We start from the raw sequence: 24,279 nt of genomic DNA, 5'->3' as shown, positions 1-24,279 counted from the left end.
ATAGCAGACCATACGATCAGGAGAGTTTGCTATTTGCCTGTCCGCAGGCAATTGTGCGGGCATAAAAACATTTTAACGGTCACGGAGGTCATCATTATGAAAAGACGTATCGGAATTCTCACAAGCGGCGGCGACTGCCCGGGTCTCAACGCTACTATACGCGGCGTGGCAAAGGCTTGCTATGAGCGCTTCGGCGAGGACAATGTTGAGATAGTAGGCATCTCCAACGGCTACTACGGACTTATCAACAATCTCTGCAAGGAGATGTCCCCCTCCTCATTCTCAGGCATACTCACACAGGGCGGAACGATCTTCGGAACAAAGCGTCAGCCCTTCAAGATGATGCAGGTCATCGGTGAGGACAACATAGACAAGGTCAAGAATATGAAGGAGACCTACAAGAAGCAGAAGCTGGACTGTCTCCTCACTCTCGGCGGAAACGGTACTCACAAGACCTCAAAGCTCCTGTCTGACGAGGGTCTGAACGTTATTGGACTTCCAAAGACTATCGACAACGATATCTACGGTACAGACGTTACATTCGGCTTCCATACCGCAGTTGACATTGCCACTGATGTCCTTGACAGACTTCATACCACTGCCGCAAGCCACTCACGAGTACTTCTCTGCGAGATAATGGGCAATAAGGCAGGCTGGCTCACACTTAACGCAGGTATCGCAGGCGGTGCGGACGTTATCATTATCCCCGAGATACCCTACGATATCGACAAGATATGCGACGCAGTAATGGCAAGAAGTGCAAGCGGCAAGACATTCTCAATAGTCGCAGTTGCTGAGGGCGCATTCGATATCAACGAGGCTCAGATGAAGAAAAAGGAGCGTGCAAAGAAGCGTGCAGAGGCAGGCATACTCACAGCCACAAACCGCATTGCAGCTCAGATACAGCATAATACAGGCCTTGAAGCCCGTGTATGCGTTCCCGGACATATGCTCAGAGGCGGCGCACCGAGCGCTTATGACCGCGTACTCTCCACACAGTTCGGAGTACACGCAGCCTACCTCATAGCCAAGGAGCGCTACGGCAGAACAGTAGCTAAAATAGGCAATAAGATCACCTCCAACAAGCTGGAGGACATAGCAGGAAAGACAAAATTCGTCGATACAGAGAATCATCTGGTCATCGCAGCACGCGATATCGGCGTATCTTTCGGCGATTGACCCACATTCGGCAGTCCGCGGACAGTACCAGCAGACTGCCGTTTTTGCCCTGTTTTTAGTATACAAGTAGTAATATATACATTTAAAAATACTAATATTAAAAATCGATATATCACTTGTGCGTTCCCTGTTTTTCGCATTATAACAGCGTTTATGAACTGATTAAATCATAAATATTTGGAATTTTTTGAAAAAAGCTATTCCCAAAGCTGTCAGAATGTGCTATAATAATTATATATCTGTTCAGGAGGTATTATAATGTCAGAATTGGAACTTTACAGCCTTTGGTGTGAAAACGCCAAGGAGGATCCCGACTTAAAGACTGAGCTCGAGGGAATCAAGGGCGACAGCGAAGCGATAAACGACAGATTTTACCGTGATCTCGAATTCGGAACGGGCGGTCTGAGAGGCGTTATCGGCGCTGGAACCAATCGAATGAATATATACACTGTAAGACGCGCTACACAGGGCTTTGCGGACTACCTCAACCAGGAGTACAAGAACCCAAGCGTGGCTATCTCATATGACAGCCGTATCAAGAGCGACGTGTTCTCAAAGGCTGCCGCAGAGGTACTGGCAGCAAACGGCATCAAGGTACATATCTATAAGCAGCTTATGCCTACACCATGCCTTTCATGGGCTGTCCGCGCACTGAAGTGCCAGGGCGGTATCATGGTTACAGCAAGCCATAACCCTGCCAAGTACAACGGCTACAAGGTCTACGGTGAGGACGGCTGCCAGATCACTCTCAGAGGTGCAGAGATAATCCTTGAGAAGATCAACTCACTTGATATATTCAGCGGCGTAAAGCATTCCGATTTCAGCGAAGAGCTGAAAAAAGGCAATATCTCATATATCGATGACAGCGTTATCGAGGAATTCTACAAGAGAGTCCTTGCAGAGGGCATCAACACAGACCTCTGCGCTTCAAGCGGACTCAAAGTCGTATACACTCCTCTCAACGGCACAGGCAACAAGCCCGTCCGCGAGATATTAAAACGTATCGGCATCACAGATGTTACTGTAGTAAAAGAGCAGGAAGAGCCCGACGGCAACTTCACTACCTGCCCATATCCGAATCCCGAGATACGCGAGGCATTACAGGTAGGTCTCAGCTACTGCGATAAAGTAAAGCCAGACCTTCTCCTTGCTACCGATCCCGACTGCGACCGTGTAGGTATAGCAGTTCCCGACGGACAGGGCGGCTACGCTCTCTTCTCAGGCAATGAGGTAGGAGCTATGCTCCTTGAGTATATCTGCTCACAGCGCAAGGCAAAGGGCACAATGCCAAAGAACCCTATTACTGTAAAGACTATCGTTACTACCGATATAGTAAACCTCATCGCCAAGGAATACGGCGTAGAGGTAATAGACGTTCTCACAGGCTTCAAGTTCATCGGCGAGCAGATCGGCTTCCTTGAAGCTAAGGGTGAGGAGAACCGCTATGTATTCGGCTTTGAAGAGAGCTATGGCTACCTCTCGGGCGGCTACGTAAGAGACAAGGACGCAGTTGACGCTTCAATGCTTATCTGCGAAATGGCTGCATACTACCGCACACAGGGCATTACTCTCATGCAGGCTCGCGAGAATATGTACAAGAAGTACGGAATGTTCCTCCAGACACTCTACAGCTTTGAGTTCGAGGGTGAGAGCGGCATGAAGCACATGGAAGATATCATGACAGGTCTCCGAAACGATCACCCGACCGCTATCGGCGGCTTAAAGGTAGAGCGCTTCGAGGACTACAAGGCAAGCATCTCCAAGAATATCGCTACAGGCGAGGTCAAGGAGCTTACACTTCCAAAGTCCAACGTTCTCGCATTCTACCTTGAAGGCGGCTGCAAGGCTATCGTTCGTCCTTCGGGTACAGAGCCCAAGATCAAGACATATATCACTGCAAAGGCTCCTACAAAGGCAGAAGCCGAGGCTATCGAGCAGAAGATATACGCAGACTTTACACAGAGCATGAAATAAGAAATAAGGCGAACTTCGGTTCGCCTTTTTCGCAGAAAGGCACAGGATATGACAAAAGACGAAATAAAAGCTCTTATAGACCGTTCCCTCTTTGCTTCTTTGGGCTATACCGACGAAAACGGCAGACAGAATATCCGCCGCGTTTTCTGTGTATGGCACAAGGGCTTAGGCAAGCACCTCATCTCCACCAATACAAGCTCCTCACACGTTCAAAGCCTGCTGAAAAACGGCAGCGCCTGCCTTTACTTCGCCGACGATACCACATTTGAAGCTGTCTGTCTCTGCGGAAAGGCAAATATCAGCTTTGACAGAAAGTATAAGGAGCTCCTCTGGAACGAGGGCGACGAGAAGTACTACTCCAAGGGCATTGACGACGAGGACTACTGCATAATAGAGTTCATCGCCGAAAGCGGCAGATACTACCGCTTTGACGGCAAAGCCGATATCACAGCCCATGATATATCGACCTTCGACGAGAAATGTGTGCTTGAAAACGGATTCTCAAAAACTCACAGCTAAATACAAAACAGGAGAAACAAAATGACAAAAAACAAAACCGCTCCTCTTACCTTTCTTATAGGAGCTATCCTCGGAGCAATTGTCTTTATCCAGTTTTTTGGCTTAAAGACAATTGATCCCACCGGCACTGACTGGATATACAACAATATGGGCGATGTCACTCAGCATCACTTAGGCTGGGTGTATTTCAGAAATACCCCGTGGACATTCCCCATAGGTCTTACAGACGGCATATCCTCGGGAAGCATGGTATCATGCATGTACACCGATTCCCTGCCGCTGTTTGCAGTTTTCTTCAAGCTCCTCTCCCCCCTGCTCCCTGATACCTTCCAGTATTTCGGACTATGGGGCGTGATATGCTTCGCACTTAACGGCGGCTTCGGAGCCTTACTTCTCAGACGCGTAAAAGACAACCTGTTTTTCACATCTGTGGGCTCCATATTCTATTCGGGCTTCTTCCCGTCCATACAGCGCATCCCTCAGCACAATACCCTGGGAGCCATATGGCTGGTAATGGCGGCGCTGATACTCACTCTTGACTACAAGCGCCAGTACAAGCACAAATTCACCCCCGTTGTACTGTGGACAGTCTTATGTTCACTTGCCGCATTGATACACATATATTTCCTGCCCATGATATATATGGTCATGCTGGGATATATGATACTCCTTGTATACATCGGCAAGAAAAAGCGTCTTGCTGCCTGCACCTTTGCTTCCTCCACATTCTTCACCGTGATCACCATGTGGATCATAGGCGCATTCTACGGCAACGGCAGCTATGTTGACGGCGGATTCGGCGCATTCTCCGCAAATCTCAATACATTCTTCAACAGCATGGGACATTCAAAGTATATCCGTATGCTGAGCACCACCAGAGATCAGGGCGAGGGCTACGGCTATCTCGGAATGGGCATGCTGGTATGCTGCTTTCTCGGTATTATCATAGCCCTGAGCCGTCTGGAGCGCAGAGAGGGCAAGGCGCTAAAGAATATCAGGGAATACTACAAAAGTCACCGCGTACAGATAAACGCTTTCCTCATAGTATTCATTATCAGCTTTATGTGGGCTGTCAGCACCACCGTTGTTGTTAACCAGACCGTCCTCATAGATATAAAGCTTCCACGTCCCATACTTGGAGTATTCTCCATATTCCGCGCATCGGGTAGATTCATATGGCTGCCCTGCATCATGGTCATGACCACTGCCCTGTGGCTGGTAACTAAGCTGGACAAACATTCGGCAGCTGCCGCAGTAGCTATATGCGCATGGCTCAACTACATGGATCTGCGCAACTACCACGACGAAATGCACAAGCAGTACGCTGAAACTCCTGCATATGTCTCGGAGATCGACCCTGTGGAATGGGAAAAGGCTTCGGAGGGCATCAATGAGATAATCTACCTGCCCCTGCCCGATACCTACAAGACCTATATGCAGCTCTATTTTACCACTGCACAGCTTGCCTCCGAAAAGAATATAAAGCTCAGCAGCTTCTACCTTGCACGTTCCGATTACGGCGTTCTTGCTGAATATGCCGATGAGCAGTATAAGCTCCTCACATCGGGAAAAGGCAGAAATGACGCCCTGTATGTATTCTTCACGGAAGATGACATACCCAAGGACACAAGCGGCATGACATTCTATAAACTGGGAGAATACACTGCTGTAAGAGTTAAAAAATAAAATAAAGTCAAAAAGGGCTTGACACACACGGCACAGTGTGATATAATATATTACTGTAATGTATATTCGGCACTACTGTCTAAAGGAACTGATGGGCTGCACGATCTACAAATTAATATAAAGGAGTGAAAATCGTGAAAGAGGGAATCCATCCTGAGTTCAAGAAGACCACAATTACCTGCCACTGCGGTAACGTGATCGAGACTATGTCTACAAAGGAAAACATCAAGGTTGAAATCTGCTCAAAGTGCCATCCTTTCTATACCGGTAAGCAGAAGCTTGTTGATACAGGCGGACGTGTTGACAGATTCAAGAAGCGTTTCAATATGGACAAGTAATCCACAAGCCCCGTCAATGACGGGGCTTTTCGTACATAGGTAAGTATTATGAACTATCTGACAATTTCCGAAAATGCCAAGGCTTCGTTCATAGAAAAACGCTCGGAGTTCATCGGCTATATCTCCCCTGTTAAGACAAACGACGAGGCGGTAGCCTTTATAAATTCCATAAAAGCCGAGCACCGCAAGGCCAAGCACAACGTTTACGCATATATTCTCCGCGAGGACAATATTTCCCGATATTCAGACGACGGAGAACCACAGGGCACTGCGGGAGTTCCCGTACTGGACGTGCTGAAAAAACGCGGTCTCACCGATGTATGCGTGGTAGTTACAAGATATTTCGGCGGCATACTTCTCGGCGGCGGCGGACTTGTGAGAGCCTATTCCCATGCAGCTTCACTTGCCTGCGATGCAGCTCACATCATGGATATGTGCCTGTGTCACCGTCTGAAAATAACCGCAGACTACGGTATGTACGGCAAGATCTCCTATCTTCTGCCCAATTACGAGACTATCACCGTTAATTCCGACTTTGGAAGCGATGTAGTTCTGGAAATACTGGCGCTGTCGGAAAAGCTTGAAACTCTCACAAAGGAGCTCACCGAGGTCACCAACGGAACTGCCGAAATTGTGGATATGGGAGAGCTTTTTGAGGATTTCTCCTCTGTGAAAAAAATTTCACAATAAAAATAAAGGGTTTTTTGTCCCGTTTTAGTATAAGTATTATGTAGGCATTTTTCAGCGGAATATTATCCGCTAAATTTTTTCTGCAGCAAGGGGGATATTTGTATGACAGTACGCGAACAGATCGAGATAAGCGAAGCAGGTATGCTCAGCAAATACGCCTGCGCCAGCGTAGACGAGGTCGGCACCAAGCGTGAACGCTATGAGGACAAGTGCCCCTACCGCACCGAGTTCCAGCGAGACCGCGACCGTATTCTCCACTGCAACTCATTCCGCAGACTAAAGCGTAAGACTCAGGTCTTTCTGTCCCCTGTGGGAGACCACTACAGAACACGGCTTACACATACCCTTGAGGTATCACAGATAGCAAGAACTATTTCCAGAGGTATGCGCCTTAACGAGGACCTCACTGAGGCTATAGCTCTCGGACACGACTTAGGACACTCCCCTTTCGGTCACTGCGGTGAGCGCACTCTCAACGAGATATGCCCTCACGGCTTCAAGCACTACGAGCAGAGCGTGCGCGTGGTGGAAGTCCTTGAAAAAAAGGGCAAGGGGCTCAACCTTACCCACGCCGTAAGAAACGGCATACTCTGCCACACAAACATGGTGGCTGATACCAAAGAGGGCAATATTGTCCGACTTGCGGACACTATCGCCTACATAAACCACGATATCGAGGACTCTATCCGCGCAGGCATACTCTCACCAAACGACCTGCCGAGAAGCTGCGTTATAGCCCTCGGAAATACCAAGACCAAGAGAATAACTACTCTCATAGCCTCCGTTATCGGGCACGGAGCTGTGGATATAGATTTTGCGCCCGATATACGAAAGGCTCACGACGAGCTCAAGCGCTTCATGTTCGAGAAGGTCTACACCAATCCCTCTGCCAAGCAGGAGGAGGGCAAGGCTGAACAGCTGGTGCGCAAGCTCTACGCTTACTTCATCGAGCACACGGACAAGCTCCCCGAGGAATACCGCAATATAATCAAAATTGCCGACCCCGACAGAGCCGTCTGCGACTACATATCGGGAATGAGCGACGAGTACGCCGTTGACCTTTACACCGAGCTTTTCGTGCCGAAATTCTGGAAGTGAGGTAGGATATGCCTCAGAACGACGAATTTCTCTATAATCTGCGAAATGCCAACCCTATCGAGACAGTCATGGGCGGCTACGTCAACGTCATAAGACGAGGGCGCAACTACGTCTGCTCATGCCCTTTTCATTCGGAAAAGACGCCCTCCTGCACCATTTTCACCGATACACAGAACTTCTACTGCTTCGGCTGCGGCGCAGGCGGCGACGTTATCACCTTCATAATGAAGATCGAGAACCTGACCTTCCCCGAGGCTGTCAAGCTTTTAGCCCAGAGGGCAGGCATGGAAGTCCCTGCCTACGGCAGCAAGGACAGCGGCTACGCAAAGCGCAAGACCCGTATCTATGAGATGAACCGCATTGCCGCCAATTACTACTTCACCAACCTTTTCAAGGGCAAGGACAAGACAGGGCTGCAATATTTCGCAAACCGCAAGCTAACTCCACAGACCATAAAGAAGTACGGTCTCGGCTACGCTTCCGACTCATGGAACGAGCTGACAGACCTGCTGCGCTCAAAGGGCTACTCCGACGAGGAAATGGCTGATGCATGGCTTGCAGGCATGAAAAACGGACGCACCTTCGATATGTTCCGCAAAAGGGTCATGTTCCCAATCGTTGACCTGCGGGGCAATATAATAGGCTTCGGCGGACGAGTCCTTGACGACTCCCAGCCAAAATACCTGAACACGGGCAAAACTCCCGTATTCGACAAGGGCTCTAACCTGTTCTCCATGAACTTCGCAAAGAACTCCAACGCCAAGCGTCTGATACTCTGTGAGGGATATATGGACGTTATAGCCGTCAATCAGGCAGGCTTCGAGAACGTGGTCGCCACCCTCGGAACTGCTATAACTCCCGATCAGGCGCGGCTCATAAGCCACTACGCCGAGGAAGTAATAGTCGCCTACGACAGCGACGGCGCAGGACAAAAGGCTACACAAAAGGCTATCAACCACTTTGCAGACGTTGGTCTTCGCACCAAGATACTCCACATGGAGGGCGCAAAGGATCCCGACGAGTACATCAAGAAGTTCGGCAGAGACCGCTTCCGTATGCTCATTGACAGCTCCAACGACGCCAACGATTTCATGCTGGATAAGTGTGAGGACGGTCTTGACCTGACCACTGAGATAGGTCGTGTGGAGCTCCTCAAACGCACAGCAAAGGTACTTGCAGGCATAGAATCGCCCCTTGAACGGGAGGTGTACATCTCCAGAACGTCCAAGAAGTGCGATATTCCCGTACAGGTGCTTAAAACTCACATTGACACCATGCTGCAAAAGAACAGCAAGAGTGCCAAGAAGAACGAGTGGCGCGCCATTAAGGCGCAGACCTCGTACATACGCGACGATATCAACCCCGACGCAGTTTCAAACAAGAGAGAAGCCCGCGCCGAGGAGACTATAATCAGCTACCTGCTCACCCGCCCTCAGGAATATGAGGACGTTCAGCAGCTGGCGCCCCCCGAGTGCTTCGTGACCGCATTCAATAAAAAGGTCTACAGAGCGCTTCTGGAGCGAATGAAAAATTCCGACAAATTCTCCCTTTCACTTCTCTCCGATGAATTTTCCACGGAGGAAATGGGAAGAATAAGCGGAATAGCAGCTAAAAAGCGCGAAGTCGCCGTAACACGTGACGTTGTCGCAGACTGTGCGCAGGTACTGAAAAGCAGCACACCCAAGGCAGAGGGAGAGCTCAGCAACGACGAGCTGCTGAAGCTTTTCCGCTCCAAAAACAAATAGGAGGATATAAAATATGGAAAAAAAGAACACCATCGAAGCCCTTATTGAACAGGGCAAGACTAACGGAAAGCTCACCACAAAGGAGATAACCGACGCTCTGGAGGAGCTTGACTTTGACGTCGACCAGATAAATACCTTCTATGACAACTGCGAAAACCTCAATATCGAGATCGTCGAGGATATGAACCTTGACGCCGACCTGAAGATTGGTCTCGATTCAAATATGACAGACGACCTTGAAATGGCTCTCTCCACAGAGGGTATCGCCATTGATGACCCTGTAAAGATCTACCTCAAGGAGATCGGTCGTGTACCGCTCCTTACAACAGAGGAAGAGATCGAGCTTGCTCAGAGAATGGCAAAGGGCGACCCCTACGCAAAGAAGAGACTGTCCGAAGCAAATCTCCGTCTCGTTGTTTCTATCGCCAAGAAGTACGTGGGCAGAGGCATGCAGTTCCTGGACCTCATTCAGGAGGGAAATCTTGGTCTTATCAAGGCCGTTGAAAAGTTCGACTACACCAAGGGCTTCAAGTTCTCCACATACGCAACATGGTGGATAAGACAGGCTATAACCCGTGCTATTGCCGATCAGGCAAGAACTATCCGTATCCCCGTTCATATGGTAGAGACTATCACCAAGGTAAAGAAGGTCTCCAGCCAGCTTCTCCATGAGAACGGTCATGACCCGAGCCCCGAGGAGATAGCAGACAAGCTCAATATGCCTGTGGACAAGGTTCGTGAGATCATGCGTGTGGCTCAGGACCCTGTATCCCTTGAAACTCCTATCGGTGAGGAGGAGGACAGCCACCTCGGCGACTTTATCCCCGATGATGACGCTCCCGCACCTGCTGAGGCAGCTTCACATACTCTTCTCAAAGAGCAGCTCAACGAGGTGCTTGCTACACTTACAGACCGCGAGGCTAAGGTATTGAAGCTCCGCTTCGGTCTTGAAGACGGCAAGTCCCGTACCCTCGAAGAGGTCGGACAGCGCTTTGACGTAACCCGTGAGCGTATCCGCCAGATAGAGGCAAAGGCGCTGAGAAAGCTCCGTCACCCAAGCAGAAGCAAAAAGGTCAAGGACTTCCTTGACTGATACATATATCAGTATTTCCGAAAGCCGCCTGAAATGGCGGCTTTTTTGTGCTCAATAACGCAGAAAATTTACATTATTGTTTTCACCGCGAGTCTTGCTATTTTAAAAAATATGTGGTATAATAAAAGAGTATAAAATGTACGTTATCACGGTCGCCTGTTCACCGTCAGAAGTCAGGCACGCTGCGGAAATATCCTTTGTATCCGCAAGCAAAAAGGAGTGAGTATGAGTATTTTTGATTTTAGCCAGACTCCGCCCGTGTTAAGCCATGATTGGCAGGTATTCCAGCAGTTTGTCGGTAATATTGGTGCGTTTACATACATCGCAAAGGACAAGGCTGCATATCTTGATTCATCCGCCTGTCATATGCTCGGCTGCCCGAGTGAAAAGATCAACGAATTCGAGTTCTTCAATCTTCTTGAAAAGATCTCAAAATGCCCTTTAGAGGGGCAGAAGCATATTTACAAGTTTACTGACGGAAATACAACTCGTTATATAAAAATGAACATCTATGAGAGCAGCGACGAATGGCTGGGCTTTATTCAGGACTTCACCCGCCAGATCACAGAGCTCAGCGACAAAAAAGCCTTTGTGGAGTACGATCCCATTACAAGACTGCCCTCATTCCCGTCGTTCTCACAGAAAATAAAGCAGATACTCACCGATATACAGCACGGCTGCCTTGCCACTATCTACATAAACGGCATAGACAAGCTGGGCTCATATCTAACTGTTGACAACACCAACAGCTGTATCACATCAGTTGCGGAAGCGCTGAAAGGCTTTGCCAGCGATACTCTCATAATCGGCTCAAAATCCAACTATGAGATATGCGTTTTCTTCTGCGACAGCGACAAGATGAGCATATACAATATCCTCAACAGCATGGACGAGGCTGTGCAGAACTGTATCCTCACTGACGATTTCGGCGAGATAATCGACATCTCCGACAAGAGCAGGATAAGTCTGTCCATAGGCTGCGCTTCCTATCCCGAGGAAGCCTCGGACTTCAATATGCTGGTGAATTATTCGGAATTTGCTCTCTTTGAAGCCAAGACCGCAAAACGAGCCGTTATCAACTGGTTCTCGGAGGAAAACTACGTCCACGAAAAGGACTCCTACCGCAATGCACAGACCTTTTCACGTATCGTGCAGGAGAATCTCCTCACCTATCACCTACAGCCTATCGTTGAGACCCAGAAGGGCGAGATAGTGGGCTATGAGGCTCTCATGAGAACCATCGGCGATATAAAGATGACTCCCAATCAGATACTGAAAATAGCTGCCGCTCAGAATGACCTGTATGCTATCGAGAAGCTGACCTTCTTCAACACCATGAAGCTCCTCAGCGATAATCAGCAGGTATTTGAAAACCGCAAGCTCTTTATAAACTGCCTTTCAAACAATCTCCTCAGCGACGAGGACTTCAACGAGCTGTACCTTACATACGGCGAGCTCCTTGAAAAGACAGTCATCGAGATAGTGGAGGAATCTGCGGCTACAGCCGAGAGCATAGAGCTGCTCAAAAAGCGCTGCGGCTTCGCACATACCACGCTTGCTATCGACGACTACGGCACAGGCTATTCCAACTCGTCCAATCTGCTGCACTATTCACCGGATTACATCAAGATAGACCGTTCACTCATAAGCGATATCCAGAACGATCTGAAAAAGCAGCAGCTGGTAACATCTGTTATCGAGTTCTGCCACGAGAATCAGCTCAAATCCCTTGCTGAGGGCGTTGAGACAGTGCAGGAGCTGAAAACCGTTATCCGTCTCGGAGTTGACCTTGTGCAGGGCTATTACACATCGAAGCCAAAGCCCCTGCTCCTCAACAGCATTTCCGCAGATATAAAGGACGAGATAATCAAGACCAATCTCGAAACACGTCCCGGCGGCGTAAAGAAGATATACGCAGCCCAGAACGACACGGAGATCGATCTGCTGAAGCTGGCGCTGGAAAAATACACCGATATCCACGTTTATCAGAGCAAGCTCACTATAGTCGGCGATCCCGACAAGCCCGTGAAGATGAATATCTCCATCATGGACAATCACAGCTGCGAGCTGACCCTGAAGAACTGCAACATCATAAGCGGCAACAGCAAGCCAACTATCACCGTGGGCGAGTACGCACGCCTGGAGCTCAATGTTGTCAAGACCAACAAGCTGAGCTACTCGGGCATCTATGTACCTATGGGCTCCCAGTTCGTACTGGGCGGCAAGGGCGACCTGACTATCGACTGCTATGCCTCTGAGGGAATCGGTATCGGCAACGACTACGACCACGGCTACGGCGATATAATCATTGATTTCAGCGGAAATCTGGAGATAATCTCCAACAGCGTCGAGTCCATGTGCATAGGCGGCGGCCATAACGATGACGACTCGGATATCGACCTGCGCTCGGGCAATATAAAGATATTCATGTACTCACATAACGGTCTTGCTGTCGGCAGCTTCAACGGCGACGCCAATATCGACATCGGCGAGGACTGCAAGCTGGATATCACTATCTCGGGTATCAAGGTAACAGGTATCGGAAGCTGCAAGGGCATTGCTACCATAAGCTCGGGAGCTGACATCACCATGTCCTGCACAGGCGCTCAGGCAGTAGGCATCGGCGTTCTCGAAGACGGCGAGGGCAGCATCTACATCAAGCAGGGCAAGATCAATATGAAAATGCGTTCCGCCAAGCACTCCTGTATCGGTGCTATGAAAGGCAGTGTGAACACTAAGATAAAGAATGCAGAGATTACTATTGACTCCGAGGGCGACGAGGTAACAGGCATCGGCGACGCAGCAGGTGCTGGAAATCTCACTATCATCGACTCAAAGGTGTCCATGACTGTCAACGCAGGAAATCCAAAGGATATCGGCACAAACAGCGGCGATGTCCAGATACAGAACTCCACCGTAAGCTCACTTGTAAACAACAAGCGCATAACTTACGCAAGCAATTAAGAATTATTTCCCCGCCTTTACGGCGGGGATACATATGATAAAGTATATGATTAAGAAAGGTAAGAAATAAATATGAAACTTGGTATGGTCGGTCTGCCCAACGTGGGCAAAAGCACACTTTTCAACGCACTCACAAACGCAGGTGCAGAATCTGCAAACTACCCGTTCTGTACTATCGAAAAGAACGTAGGTATAGTATCAGTTCCCGATGAGAGACTGGACAAGCTGGCAGAAATGTACGAGCCTGATAAGTTCACTCCCGCAACTCTGGAATTCGTTGATATCGCAGGTCTGGTAAAGGGAGCTTCAAAGGGCGAGGGTCTCGGAAACAAGTTCCTTGCGGATATTCGTGAGGTGGACGCTATCGTTCACGTTGTACGCTGCTTTGAGGACCCCAACATCATTCACGTTGACGGAAGCATAAATCCTCTCCGCGACATCGAAACTATCAATCTGGAGCTCATATTCTCCGATATCGAAATGGTTGAAAGACGTATCGACCGCGCTAAAAAGGCTGCAAAGGGCGATAAAAAGTACCTTGCGGAGGCTGAGTTCCTTGAAAGATTAAAGGCTCACCTTGAAAACGGCAAGTCCGCAAGAGGCTTTGACTTCACAGACGAGGAGCGCGAGCTCATTAAGTCAACTCCCCTGCTGTCCGCAAAGCCCGTTATCTATGCGGCTAACCTCAGCGAGGACGACTTCACAAACAATATAGACACAAATGAGAATTACAAGGCTGTATGCGCTCTTGCAGCTGAGGAGCACTCCGCTGTGCTTCCTATCTGCGCACAGATAGAGGCTGAGATATCGGATATGGGCGACGAGGACAAGGCAATGTTCCTCAGTGAGCTTGGTCTGGAAGTATCAGGTCTCAATCGTATCATCAAGGAGGGCTATGCGCTTCTGGGACTTATCTCCTACCTCACAGCAGGCAAGCAGGAGGTCCGCGCATGGACTATCACCAAGGGCACTAAGGCTCCCCAGGCAGCAGGTAAGATACATACCGACTTTGAAAAGGGCTTTATCCGTGCCGAGGTCATCTCCTACGACGACCTTATGGCTTGCGGAAGCATGGCTGCCGCAAAGGAAAAGGGACTTGTCCGCCTTGAGGGCAAGGAGTACGTTATGCAGGACGGAGATATAGTTCTGTTCAGATTCAATGTCTGATATGAAAGAACGTATCGAACGCATAAAAGCGATACAAGACAACTGGATGAAGTCTGAATTTGCTTCTCCTGCATCTGATTCCCAGATAGAGACTTTTGAAAAGGCTGCCAATGTCGTTATTCCCGAGTCTTACAAGGACTTTCTGAGGCTGTCAAACGGCGCTGTGTTATTCGGCGGTGACTGTGAATTATTCAGCGTCGATCTGAATGATTAATTCAGAATAAACTTTGATTATTCAGATGGCAGTGTCCCTGATGAATTGCTGATACTTGGCTACTATAATTCAAAACATATATGCTTTGATAAAAGATATGATTCCTTTATTTTCTATGAATATGAAAATTATGATGATATAAAAGAAGAATGTCTGGCGTTTTCTGATTTTTATGAGGTAATGGATTACATTATCGACATAGCAGTTTCATGACCTACGGAGAAACAATAAATGATAGAGCAGATTTTTGATAAAGACGCAAAAAGGACAATAGCACGAAAAGTCCTTGAAGCACTCAGGGAATGGTTCGAGGTTGACGAGAGCCGCGAACAGTATATCCGCGAAAGTGCTGACCAGATATTTATCGCAGCTAAAGAGAATGACGAATACGTGGGCTTCCTGTGTCTGAAAGAAACAGGAAATGCTACCGTTGAACTGGCTGTAATGGGTGTGCTGAAGGACTATCACCGCAGCGGAATCGGTCGGCAGCTCTTTGAGAATGCTAAGGCTATCGCTGTTGAAAAAGGCTATTCCTTCATGCAGGTTAAAACAGTTCAGATGGGCAAATACGAGGACTACGACAAGACCAATATGTTCTATATAAGCTGCGGCTTCAAGGAATTCGAGGTATTCCCCACACTCTGGGACGAGGATAACCCCTGCCAGATATATGTTATGGCATTAAAATAAATCAAGGGCATAGGTGAAATTTTGCCATATAACTTTACAAATCCTTGTTAATAAAAAGCATATTTATATTACGATAAGTAATTAAACTAATTAGTGAGGTATTATTATGGCTGATTTTTTATCAAATTCTTTCACTTTAATTATATGTATAATAATAATCCTACCTATACTGCCTTTAATAATAAGTTTATTACGTGATATTTTTCAAAAAAATACCAATGTCGATAATACTACACCCTCTACGTATGAAAATATAAATGAGCCTGAACATATACACGTATACATAAATGGCAAATGCACAAAATGTGGTAAAACTGATCCAACTCACAAACATTCTTACTATAATTATAGATGTACCGTTTGTGATCAAATTGATCCTTCACATAAACATAGTTACCAAAACGGAAGATGTAAAATATGTAATATTAGATGCAAGCATATTTATAAAGACGGAAAATGTACTATTTGCAATATCGAATGTATGCATATAAAGTATGTGGATTCAAAGTGTACTATTTGTGGGATTATTGATCCTGATCATAGGCATAACTTTATAAATGGAGTATGCTCTATATGTAATATGCAATGCAAACATATATATAAGAATGACAAATGCCTTATATGTGGTAAAAACTGTGACGACTATGATGATAATAATGTTTTTGAAAAAGAATACAAGAACCAAAGGGTAATTCATAGATTTGATCTGAATGATGAAATGGATAAACCTGTTTTGAAGTGTCCTGGCTTAAATTGCAGTAATTGCAACAGGACTAAATGCCTTAATGAAAAATAAAACTATTCTATTGTTATACAATAGACATGGGGGTATATAAATGAGCTTTTCTCCTAAAGAGATACTGAAATTCGTTGAAGAGAACGACGTAAAATTTATAAGACTTACTTTCTGTGATATGTTCGGCAATCTCAAAAACGTGGCTATCATGCCAAACGAGCTGCCGAGAGCATTTGAGTACGGCATACCTTTCGATGCTTCATGCATCGCCGAGGGCTGCTCCGATCTGCTCCTTGTGCCCGATATATCAACGCTTTCCGTTCTCCCGTGGAGACCTAAGTCGGGACGCGTTGTCCGCTTCTTCTGCTCGCTGAAAAACACCGACGGAAGCGACTACGTGGGCGATATGCGTACCGAGCTCACCAGCTACATCAATCAGCTACGACTGGACGGATATTCCTGCGAAATGGGCACAAAGTGCGAGTTTTACCTCTTTGAGCTTGACGAGCGGGGCGAGCCTACAAAGATACCCCACGACAAGGGCGGCTATCTTGACGTTGCTCCCCTTGACAAGTGCGAGAACGCAAGACGTGAGATATGTCTCTCCCTGGAGGAAATGGGCATGAGCCCGAAGAGCTCCTGCCACAAGCACGGTCCCGCACAGAACGAGATAGAGTTCCGCGAGAGCGAGCCAATAACCGCTGCCGACAATATGGTACATTACAAGACCGTAGTTAAGTCCATTGCCGCACAGAACGGTCTTTTCGCATCGTTCATGCCGAAGCCGCTCCCCGACGAGCACGGAAGCGCTCTCAGCATATCCATAAGCGTGAAAAAGGGCGGCGAGAACATCATCGGCAATGATACCGAGAATATGCCCTTTGAGGGCAAGTGCTTCATATCGGGTATTCTTGGCAGAATGAGGGAGATAACCGCTTTTCTCAACAGCACCACAAACTCCTACAAGCGCTTCGGCATAGGCTTTGCGCCTAAATACATCAACTGGTCGTCGGAAAACTGCGCTCAGCTTATCCGCGTACCAAAACCCGTGGGAATAACTCCCCGTATCGAGCTGCGTTCCGCAGACGCCTGCTGTAACCCTTATATCACCTTCAAGCTCATTCTTGCCGCAGGTATAGAGGGTATCCGCGCAGGCGACTCCTCACTTTTCGAGAGTGCAATGCACAGCGGCGAAAACTGCGACCTGTTCCAGAAGCTCCCCTCAACTCTTGAGGAGGCTGCCGCTATCGCAAAGGAAAGCGACTTCGTAAAGCGTACTCTTTCTCCCGAGATAAGGAGCAGCATTTTCGCTCAGCTGGACAGACAGCTCCGCGACTATGAGCTTGCAGCAGACAAGGATAAATTTGAGGAAGAGTCCTATTTCAAATTCGTGTGAGGTAATCAATGGACAGAGCGCTCATTGTATCAGCAAGAGCTGAGATATCGGAGCTTGCCGAGCAGCTCCTGCGCATAGAGGGCTGCGGCAGGACAGCAGTAGCCGTAAGCGGAAGCGAAGCCCGCAGACTTGTCAAAAACGAAAGCGAGCCCGAGCTGGTCATAATAAACACTCCCCTGCCCGACGAATTCGGACAGGAGCTTGCGGAAATGATAGCCGAGACTACCTCGGCAGGCATAATACTCATATGCGGCGGCGACGTTGCCGACGAAGTGGCAGACCGTGTTTCAGACAGCGGTATAAACGTCATTTCCAGACCGTATACCCGTGAGATATTACAGCGTACTATCAGGCTCGTCCTCTCGGCTCGTGCCCGTATGGCAGGCGTAAAAAAGGAAAGCGCGGATATACTCAGCCGTATCGAGGAGATGCGCACTATCAACCGCGCCAAGACCACTCTTATGAAGTATCTGAAGTTCACAGAGCCACAGGCTCATAAATACATCGAAAAACAGGCAATGAACAACCGCCAGACCCGTCTTGAGGTGGCGCAGCGTATCCTTGCCCAGTATGAATGATATACCATGAAGATAGAACATATTGCAATGTACGTCCGCGACCTTGAAGCCGCAAGAGCCTTCTTTTTGAAGTATCTGGGAGCTTCTTCTAACAGCGGCTACCATAACAAGACTACCGATTTCCGCTCATATTTCCTCAGCTTTGACGGCGGTGCAAGACTGGAGATAATGACACGTCCTCAGCTTGCGGACTCCGACAATGCTATTGCTCGAATGGGCTTTGTCCACATTGCGTTCAGTCTCGGCAGCAGGGAAAAAGTAGATGAGCTGACCGCGCGTCTGAAAGCTGACGGATACGAGGTGCTCAGCGGTCCGAGAACTACGGGTGACGGCTATTATGAGAGCTGTATCGTGGGTATAGAGGGCAATCAGATAGAGCTTACAGTATAAAACATCATGCCATAATACTTCTCCCCAGGAAGCATTATGGCATTTTTATTTACACATGGACTTTTGTGTGCTATAATGCATATTAAGATTTTACCATTTAACACATATCTTGCCTGATCGGAGAAAAAAATGAAACTATCAATGCGGCATAACAGATTTTACAGCGGACTTTTAGGCGTTCTTTTGCTTGTCTGCGGCACAGCGGCATGCGGAAATAATCCAGCTGCGCCAAGCAGTTCGGAAGATACTGCTGCACAAAGCAGCTCAGAAAATACTGCTTCAACAAGCAGTACGGAAACGACTGCCGAAAGCGCTGTTACTACTCAGCCCGAAACCGAGGAATATGACCCAAATGTCCTGTCAAAGGAAGAAGTAAGGGCGATATTTGCGGAAGATCCCGAAGACAAACACGCTACTTACTATCCCTGTCCCCCACAAGCAGTCAGGAGTTTAACTGGACAAGCTGCTATTTATTAGATCCGCAGGGCTTAAAAGACGAGATTTCAGAGCTGAAATGGGTCAAAGCAGAAAAAAAGATTTACAATAAAAATATTACAGGCGAGTTCAAATGCGACTGTAAAAAAAGAATAACACATACTACAGGCGAGGGAATATACAAACGCAAAGAGTCATCGTTTGATCTTTTTTCCAAGAACGAAAAATCAGTATATACGATACTTGACAAGGAAACAGGCGAAGAAAAAACAGATAAACTTAATGACAAATTTTTATATTTTTCATATAATGCACCCGGCTTTGAATATTTCTCCGTTTATCAGGATCTGAGATATGATCTTAACAAAGCCTCATTTACTGCTTACAATAATTCATATGACGAAAAGAAGTGTTCCTTTAAAAGCAGCAAGGTAAAAGACGGTACAAAGTATAAATACAGCATCACTTATAAATTAGGCAATGTAGGGGAGTATACCATATACTACACAGTTGTGCTGAATGAAAACGGGAATCTGCTCTCATATGAAAAATCCTATTCAGACGGACGGAATTTTTTATATAAGCTTGATGATTATGAATTCGATTCCAAGGACTTTGAAATGGAGGATTTTACTTCAAATTATGAGTACCTGACTGCCTCAAACGAAAGGTAAGCTGACCGAATTATCATAATTTACAGCAAAAGCGCGGGAGAATTGAACTCCCGCGCTTTTCTTAATGTAATAGCCTGAATACAATATCCGAGAACCGCTGCTTTGAGCGTACCCACGGCACAGCTGCGTGTGTAAGCGCAGCAAAAAGGAAACACCCCGCCCATTATTACGGACGGGGGTGTGAAGTTATACAGCTATAGATTTGCTCACGTGGTTGAGCGAATGTCTTATCTTCTGCCATTCCTTATTGTCGAACTCACCGCTTATCACAAATTCATAGACCCTGTCATCGTGAATGACCTTTACTGTGGAAAGGTCGCTGCAGCCTGCAAAGGCATGCTGACCGATCTCCTGTAAAGTAGAGGGAATGGTGAGATCAGCAAGGCGATGGCATCCACGGAATGCATACCAACCAAGCCTGATAGTGCTTTCAGGAAGATTGATAGATCTGAGGTTCTCGCAGCCGCTGAACGCTGTATCCGAAATGACCTGCACTGTCTCGGGTACCAGTATCCTCACAAGATTCGTACAGCCACTGAAAGCGCCCTCATCGATAATTCCGACATTATCGGGAATGAAGATCTCGGTAACGCCTTTTTCGTCTTTGTACTTTTTAAGTACACCTCTTCTGATCTTGTAATTCATTCAGTTTTCTCCTTATCGAAAAACATCGATACAATCCCCAGAGCCCCACATTGGCTCAACCATAGTATAACATAAAACTACCAAAATGTCAATCAGGAGCAAAATATATAGTTTATATTCAGATACTTGCACAAAAAGTCACATGCCATTTTGAATGAGCTGTGAATTTCACTGCCGAATTTAAGTTACTCGATTGATTTAAGTGATTCAGCCATATTTATGCGCTCCAGTTTGAACACCATGAACAGGTCAACGATGAAATTGAACAGGAATGTGAGCAGTGCGCTCCAAAGAAAGCTTTTCGGCAATATACGGACGCTGAAGTCCACAAGGTCCACCCGTATCTGAGCCATAACAAAGGCATGGAGCAGTACTCCCGCACCAAGTCCGACTACAGTGCCAAAGGCTGTAAGAGCGAGATTCTCGCGGAGCACATAAGCCGAGGTCTCATGCCTGAAAAAGCCCAGAACCTTGATAGTGGCTATCTCGCGGACACGCTCGGTTATGTTTATGTTTGTAAGGCTGTAAAGTACGATAAAGGCAAGTCCTGCGGCGCATATGATAACAATGAGCACGATATAGTCAAGGCTGCTCATCATCTTGCCCAGTCTTTCCTTTAAGTCGTCAAATATCATTACTGCGGTGATATTGCCGTTTTTGGACAGTGCAGCAGTAGTCTTGTAGTTGTCCGCTCCCTCCTTGAAGTTGAGAAAAGCGTAGTTCACGGACACGGGCTCTCCAAGCTGCTGCTCCATGGTGCTTTTGCTCAGAAATACCACATTATAAACGTGGTTCTCGAAAACACCCGTTACCTTTACGTTAAGCTCACGCATATTCTCGTCGCGGAGCTTCATCATGCTGCCCTTTTTTATACCGTAGCGCTCGGCAATGCTGTGGCTGACTATGGCTTCTCCCTCAGCAGGAGGAGCTAATTTTTCGCCCTTTACGCTGTGCAGGTCGAAATACTTTTCCATGCCGTCAAAGGAATCCGCAGCATTCACGGTAACGCTTTTGACCTTTTTCCCGTAGAGCAGGTCCCACGCTCCCGTGTAAAGCAGAGTGTAGTTCTGAGTATTCTCGCTGAGAACGTCTGCAAGCCCCTCGGGGAACTCTGTCCCGATATTTCTCAGGTTAGCCGAGGCGTCAGCCACCTGTATCTCGTCGTACTGCATATCCGCAAAGCCTGCAATAGAATCCTTTATGCCGAAGCCCGTAACGAGCAGGGCTGTACAGCCGCCGATACCAAGTATCATCATAAAAAGGCGCTTTTTGTAGCGGAATATGTTGCGTATGGATACCTTGTGCAGGAATTTCAGCCTTTTCCACACCGGAGTAACGTATTCAAGAAGAACGCGCTTGCCTGCCTTGGGAGCTTTTGGTCTCATAAGGCTTGCTGCTGTTTCGGAGAGCTCCACGCGGCAGCTGAACCATGTAACTCCAACAGAGCATATCAGCGATACCGCCAGTGCAATGAGGGCAAGCCTGCTGTCAAACATATAGTCTATAGGCAGTTCAAGATACATGAGGGTATAGGTCTTCCAGATAATCTTGGGGAAGATATATGTGCCAAGACTGTAGCCCAGCACGCAGCCTATCATAGCTGCCAGTCCCGAATAAAATATGAACTTGCCCATAACAGTGCCCTCGGAGTAGCCCAGCGCCTTTAAAACGCCGATCTGTGTACGCTGCTCCTCGACCATTCGGCTCATGATAGTCATACACACAAGAGCTGCCACAAGGATAAAGAATATTGGGAAAACACGAGCGACCTGCGCGACTATATCAGAATCGCTCTCAAAGCAGGCGTAGCCGATATTGGCATTGCGGTCAAGGACGTAAATATCGGGCTTTTTCAGCGCTGCAAGGTCGTTCTCGCCCTTTTTGAGCTCCGCCTCAGCGTCGGATATCTGCTTGTCGAAGTCAGCCTTGGAGCTCTCATAGTCCGCCAGACCCTTTTCGTAATCCGCATAAGCAGCGTTGTACTGCTCCATACCTGCGGAATACTGCTGAGGAGCTACGTCCCGTATCTGTTCAAGCTGTGCAAGCTGCTCGTCAAGCTGAGCCTTGCCGCTGTCAAGGTCGGTCTTAGCCTTATCAAGCTTCTCCTGACCGTCGGCGCGGTTCTTTTCAAGCTCTTCCCTGCCGTCGCTGAGCTTGTCCTCAGCTTCACTGTAAAGCCTGTCAAAGCGGATATCAGTACGTTCACGGGCAAAGCCCTCCCACTGCTTGTCCCTGCCGTCCATAAATGTGTCGTACTCGTCGGAGTATATCTCATAGTCCTGATCGAAGCGCACATAGACCTCGGTATAGACCTCAAGGTCGAAAGCCTCCTTGGGAAGATAGACAAATGCGGATACCTCGCCGTTTCCCACGGAGGTAGTTCCGCGCTCGAAATTGATATACATAGACGAATCCGCAGAACCAACTATGGTAAATGTATGGCTTTTCAGTGCGTTTTTCACGGTGTCGGAATTATCCTCGGCAAGAGCGATAGTGCCGCCGATAGTGAATTTTCCGTCCTCGATTATGCACTCGTTCTCATTCTGCGGCATTCTTCCTGCGGTCAGGCGTATACCGTTTATATTGTCGGTAAGGGAATGAGCTCTCAGAACATATTCGCTGGAGCCTGCCGTCAGTATATCAAGGGTATATGAGCCCTCTGCATAGCGTACCTCGGGACGGCTCCTGAAGTCGTCAACGTCGTCCTCTTCCCAGCCTATGGACGAGAGCAGCCTGTAGTCGTAAAGCTGATTGTCGTCAAGGAACTTGTCCACCGTTTTCACCATAGCGGGAGTAACTATCCTTACCCCCGTAAAGAAGCCCACTCCCAGAGCTATGATAGCCATTATTGCAAAAAATCTTCCGAACGTGCCCCGTATCTCACGGAGTGTGTTCTTTCTTACAGCAGAACCCATGGCGTCACCATTCGATGTCGGCAATATCCACGATATTGTCGTTCATTCGCACGCTTGAAATGGTACCGCTGCTGACGGTTATGATACGGTCAGCCATAGGCGTGAGAGCCTGATTGTGGGTGATGACCACTACCGTCATGCCGTTCTTTCGGCAGGTATCCTGCAGGAGCTGCAAAACCTGCTTTCCTGTGGCATAATCCAGAGCACCCGTAGGCTCATCGCACAGGAGAAGCTTTGGATTTTTGGCAAGGGCTCTGGCGATAGCAACTCGCTGCTGTTCGCCGCCCGACAGCTGCGCAGGGAAATTCTTTGTACGCTCGGCAAGTCCCACCTGTTCGAGTATCTTAGCTGCGTCAAGTGGCTCGCGGCATATCTGTGAAGCAAGCTCCACGTTTTCAAGGGCGGTCAGGTTCTGCACAAGATTGTAGAACTGGAACACAAAGCCCACATCATAGCGCCTGTAGGCGGTCAGCTTCTTCTTGCTGAGGGCGGATATCTCCATACCGTCAAGAAAAACGCTGCCCTCGGTGAGAGTGTCCATACCTCCAAGTATATTGAGGATTGTGGTCTTTCCCGCACCCGAAGCTCCAACAATAACGCAGAACTCCCCTTTATTTATCTCAAAGTTTACGTCGTTAAGGGCGTGTACCTCTATCTCGCCCGTCTTATAGGTCTTTTTCACATTTTTAAACTCAACGTAAGCGCTCATAGTTTTCCTTTCTCAAAGCTTGTATTTATTGCAGTATCGCAGCATTGAAGCCGTGCAGGGACGCCTGCGTCCGACGGTTTCGCTGCCGAATACAAAGTGTTCATTTTTTATAATGCGCGAAACCGTCAGGCGGAGCGGAGCTCCGCCTCTGCACGGCGACGGCACTGCAATTTTGATTATAGCATATAAATCCCCAAATAGCAACAAGCACAGCAAAAAAACTATATCATCAATTTATCTCAGTGCCTAAAAGCAGTACAGGCACCTTGCTTATAACATAAAACCAAATAGAACAGCTGCCACGGCAGCAAACTATGCTATAGGCTGAGAGCGTCATAATTGACATAACATATTGTGCATAATATATATTATTTATGCTGTATTAGAAAAATTATATCATATAATTCTCAATTATTGCGGTTTTTTATTTACTTTTTCCAAATG

21 protein-coding genes are annotated in these 24,279 nt (G+C 47.7%); 18 read left to right on the top strand and 3 right to left on the bottom strand.

All coding sequences use genetic code 11. The features are described from left to right. Nucleotides 1-96: 96 nt before the first annotated feature. From N774_RS0115805 to N774_RS19295, 18 genes are all read left to right on the top strand, one after another. The gene (locus tag N774_RS0115805; protein ID WP_024862177.1) at nt 97-1,179 is read left to right on the top strand and encodes a 6-phosphofructokinase; all 1,083 of its coding nucleotides are present in this window, start codon (nt 97-99) and stop codon (nt 1,177-1,179) included. Nucleotides 1,180-1,437: 258 nt separating this feature from the next. Then, nucleotides 1,438-3,153, top strand: a complete 1,716-nt coding sequence (locus N774_RS0115800) for a phospho-sugar mutase (protein ID WP_037280354.1) — start codon at nt 1,438-1,440, stop codon at nt 3,151-3,153. Nucleotides 3,154-3,201: 48 nt separating this feature from the next. After that, a complete protein-coding gene (locus tag N774_RS17725; RefSeq protein ID WP_024862175.1) occupies nt 3,202-3,672 on the top strand; it encodes a pyridoxamine 5'-phosphate oxidase family protein in 471 nt (156 codons plus the stop codon). 21 nt (nt 3,673-3,693) lie between these two features. Next, nucleotides 3,694-5,358: a DUF6311 domain-containing protein gene (locus tag N774_RS0115790; protein WP_024862174.1), complete on the top strand. Its 1,665-nt coding sequence runs from the start codon at nt 3,694-3,696 to the stop codon at nt 5,356-5,358. A gap of 134 nt (nt 5,359-5,492) precedes the next feature. Beyond that, nucleotides 5,493-5,696: a 50S ribosomal protein L31 gene (gene rpmE / locus N774_RS0115785; RefSeq protein WP_019678077.1), complete on the top strand. Its 204-nt coding sequence runs from the start codon at nt 5,493-5,495 to the stop codon at nt 5,694-5,696. Between the two features lie 48 nt (nt 5,697-5,744). After that, complete coding sequence (locus N774_RS0115780) at nt 5,745-6,386, top strand: YigZ family protein (RefSeq protein ID WP_024862173.1); 642 nt, start codon at nt 5,745-5,747, stop codon at nt 6,384-6,386. A gap of 102 nt (nt 6,387-6,488) precedes the next feature. Then, entirely contained in the window at nt 6,489-7,484 is a 996-nt protein-coding gene (locus N774_RS0115775) for a deoxyguanosinetriphosphate triphosphohydrolase (RefSeq protein ID WP_024862172.1), read from the top strand. An 8-nt stretch (nt 7,485-7,492) separates the two neighbouring features. After that, nucleotides 7,493-9,229 (top strand): DNA primase, encoded by a 1,737-nt coding sequence (gene dnaG / locus N774_RS0115770; RefSeq protein WP_024862171.1) that lies wholly within the window; start codon nt 7,493-7,495, stop codon nt 9,227-9,229. 13 nt (nt 9,230-9,242) lie between these two features. After that, on the top strand, nt 9,243-10,322 hold the full coding sequence (gene rpoD, locus N774_RS0115765) for an RNA polymerase sigma factor RpoD (protein WP_024862170.1): 1,080 nt from the start codon (nt 9,243-9,245) through the stop codon (nt 10,320-10,322). Between the two features lie 225 nt (nt 10,323-10,547). Next, nucleotides 10,548-13,286 (top strand): bifunctional diguanylate cyclase/phosphodiesterase, encoded by a 2,739-nt coding sequence (locus N774_RS0115760; protein WP_024862169.1) that lies wholly within the window; start codon nt 10,548-10,550, stop codon nt 13,284-13,286. Between the two features lie 72 nt (nt 13,287-13,358). Next, the gene (gene ychF / locus N774_RS0115755; protein ID WP_024862168.1) at nt 13,359-14,453 is read left to right on the top strand and encodes a redox-regulated ATPase YchF; all 1,095 of its coding nucleotides are present in this window, start codon (nt 13,359-13,361) and stop codon (nt 14,451-14,453) included. A 1-nt stretch (nt 14,454) separates the two neighbouring features. Next, nucleotides 14,455-14,667 carry an SMI1/KNR4 family protein gene (locus N774_RS0115750; protein WP_196231565.1) on the top strand — a complete coding sequence of 71 codons (213 nt, stop codon included), beginning with the start codon at nt 14,455-14,457 and terminating at the stop codon, nt 14,665-14,667. 231 nt (nt 14,668-14,898) lie between these two features. Next, complete coding sequence (locus N774_RS0115740; RefSeq protein WP_024862166.1) at nt 14,899-15,357, top strand: GNAT family N-acetyltransferase; 459 nt, start codon at nt 14,899-14,901, stop codon at nt 15,355-15,357. Nucleotides 15,358-16,193: 836 nt separating this feature from the next. After that, nucleotides 16,194-17,489, top strand: coding sequence for a glutamine synthetase family protein (locus N774_RS0115730; protein ID WP_024862164.1), 1,296 nt, complete (start codon nt 16,194-16,196; stop codon nt 17,487-17,489). A gap of 8 nt (nt 17,490-17,497) precedes the next feature. Then, a complete protein-coding gene (locus tag N774_RS0115725; protein ID WP_024862163.1) occupies nt 17,498-18,067 on the top strand; it encodes an ANTAR domain-containing response regulator in 570 nt (189 codons plus the stop codon). A 6-nt stretch (nt 18,068-18,073) separates the two neighbouring features. After that, nucleotides 18,074-18,457: a VOC family protein gene (locus N774_RS0115720; protein WP_024862162.1), complete on the top strand. Its 384-nt coding sequence runs from the start codon at nt 18,074-18,076 to the stop codon at nt 18,455-18,457. A 129-nt stretch (nt 18,458-18,586) separates the two neighbouring features. After that, nucleotides 18,587-18,934, top strand: coding sequence for a hypothetical protein (locus N774_RS0115715; RefSeq protein WP_024862161.1), 348 nt, complete (start codon nt 18,587-18,589; stop codon nt 18,932-18,934). A gap of 470 nt (nt 18,935-19,404) precedes the next feature. After that, a complete protein-coding gene (locus tag N774_RS19295) occupies nt 19,405-19,566 on the top strand; it encodes a hypothetical protein (RefSeq protein ID WP_155250420.1) in 162 nt (53 codons plus the stop codon). Between the two features lie 186 nt (nt 19,567-19,752). Here N774_RS19295 and N774_RS0115705 read toward each other — a convergent pair whose 3' ends face one another. The 3 genes from N774_RS0115705 to N774_RS0115695 form a co-directional block, all read right to left on the bottom strand. After that, on the bottom strand, nt 19,753-20,211 hold the full coding sequence (locus N774_RS0115705) for a leucine-rich repeat domain-containing protein (protein WP_024862160.1): 459 nt from the start codon (nt 20,209-20,211) through the stop codon (nt 19,753-19,755). Between the two features lie 185 nt (nt 20,212-20,396). Beyond that, nucleotides 20,397-23,150, bottom strand: a complete 2,754-nt coding sequence (locus tag N774_RS0115700) for an FtsX-like permease family protein (RefSeq protein WP_242836647.1) — start codon at nt 23,148-23,150, stop codon at nt 20,397-20,399. Continuing rightward, on the bottom strand, nt 23,131-23,835 hold the full coding sequence (locus N774_RS0115695; RefSeq protein ID WP_024862158.1) for an ABC transporter ATP-binding protein: 705 nt from the start codon (nt 23,833-23,835) through the stop codon (nt 23,131-23,133). The genes N774_RS0115700 and N774_RS0115695 overlap by 20 nt, the downstream gene beginning before the upstream one ends. Nucleotides 23,836-24,279 lie beyond the last annotated feature (444 nt).

The sequence above is a fragment of the Ruminococcus flavefaciens AE3010 genome, assembly GCF_000526795.1.
GTDB classification, from domain to species: domain Bacteria; phylum Bacillota; class Clostridia; order Oscillospirales; family Ruminococcaceae; genus Ruminococcus; species Ruminococcus flavefaciens_D.
This window is presented reverse-complemented; position numbering and strand designations above follow the sequence as displayed.

Excerpts from the sequence above, each read along its gene's own strand:
- N774_RS0115805 (WP_024862177.1), top strand. The coding sequence starts at position 97 with ATGAAAAGACGTATCGGAATTCTCACAAGCGGCGGCGACTGCCCGGGT.
- N774_RS0115800 (WP_037280354.1), top strand. The coding sequence starts at position 1,438 with ATGTCAGAATTGGAACTTTACAGCCTTTGGTGTGAAAACGCCAAGGAG.
- N774_RS17725 (WP_024862175.1), top strand. The coding sequence starts at position 3,202 with ATGACAAAAGACGAAATAAAAGCTCTTATAGACCGTTCCCTCTTTGCT.
- N774_RS0115790 (WP_024862174.1), top strand. The coding sequence starts at position 3,694 with ATGACAAAAAACAAAACCGCTCCTCTTACCTTTCTTATAGGAGCTATC.
- N774_RS0115780 (WP_024862173.1), top strand. The coding sequence starts at position 5,745 with ATGAACTATCTGACAATTTCCGAAAATGCCAAGGCTTCGTTCATAGAA.
- N774_RS0115775 (WP_024862172.1), top strand. The coding sequence starts at position 6,489 with ATGACAGTACGCGAACAGATCGAGATAAGCGAAGCAGGTATGCTCAGC.
- dnaG (WP_024862171.1), top strand. The coding sequence starts at position 7,493 with ATGCCTCAGAACGACGAATTTCTCTATAATCTGCGAAATGCCAACCCT.
- rpoD (WP_024862170.1), top strand. The coding sequence starts at position 9,243 with ATGGAAAAAAAGAACACCATCGAAGCCCTTATTGAACAGGGCAAGACT.
- N774_RS0115760 (WP_024862169.1), top strand. The coding sequence starts at position 10,548 with ATGAGTATTTTTGATTTTAGCCAGACTCCGCCCGTGTTAAGCCATGAT.
- ychF (WP_024862168.1), top strand. The coding sequence starts at position 13,359 with ATGAAACTTGGTATGGTCGGTCTGCCCAACGTGGGCAAAAGCACACTT.
- N774_RS0115750 (WP_196231565.1), top strand. The coding sequence starts at position 14,455 with ATGAAAGAACGTATCGAACGCATAAAAGCGATACAAGACAACTGGATG.
- N774_RS0115740 (WP_024862166.1), top strand. The coding sequence starts at position 14,899 with ATGATAGAGCAGATTTTTGATAAAGACGCAAAAAGGACAATAGCACGA.
- N774_RS0115730 (WP_024862164.1), top strand. The coding sequence starts at position 16,194 with ATGAGCTTTTCTCCTAAAGAGATACTGAAATTCGTTGAAGAGAACGAC.
- N774_RS0115725 (WP_024862163.1), top strand. The coding sequence starts at position 17,498 with ATGGACAGAGCGCTCATTGTATCAGCAAGAGCTGAGATATCGGAGCTT.
- N774_RS0115720 (WP_024862162.1), top strand. The coding sequence starts at position 18,074 with ATGAAGATAGAACATATTGCAATGTACGTCCGCGACCTTGAAGCCGCA.
- N774_RS0115715 (WP_024862161.1), top strand. The coding sequence starts at position 18,587 with ATGAAACTATCAATGCGGCATAACAGATTTTACAGCGGACTTTTAGGC.
- N774_RS0115705 (WP_024862160.1), bottom strand. The coding sequence starts at position 20,211 with ATGAATTACAAGATCAGAAGAGGTGTACTTAAAAAGTACAAAGACGAA.
- N774_RS0115695 (WP_024862158.1), bottom strand. The coding sequence starts at position 23,835 with ATGAGCGCTTACGTTGAGTTTAAAAATGTGAAAAAGACCTATAAGACG.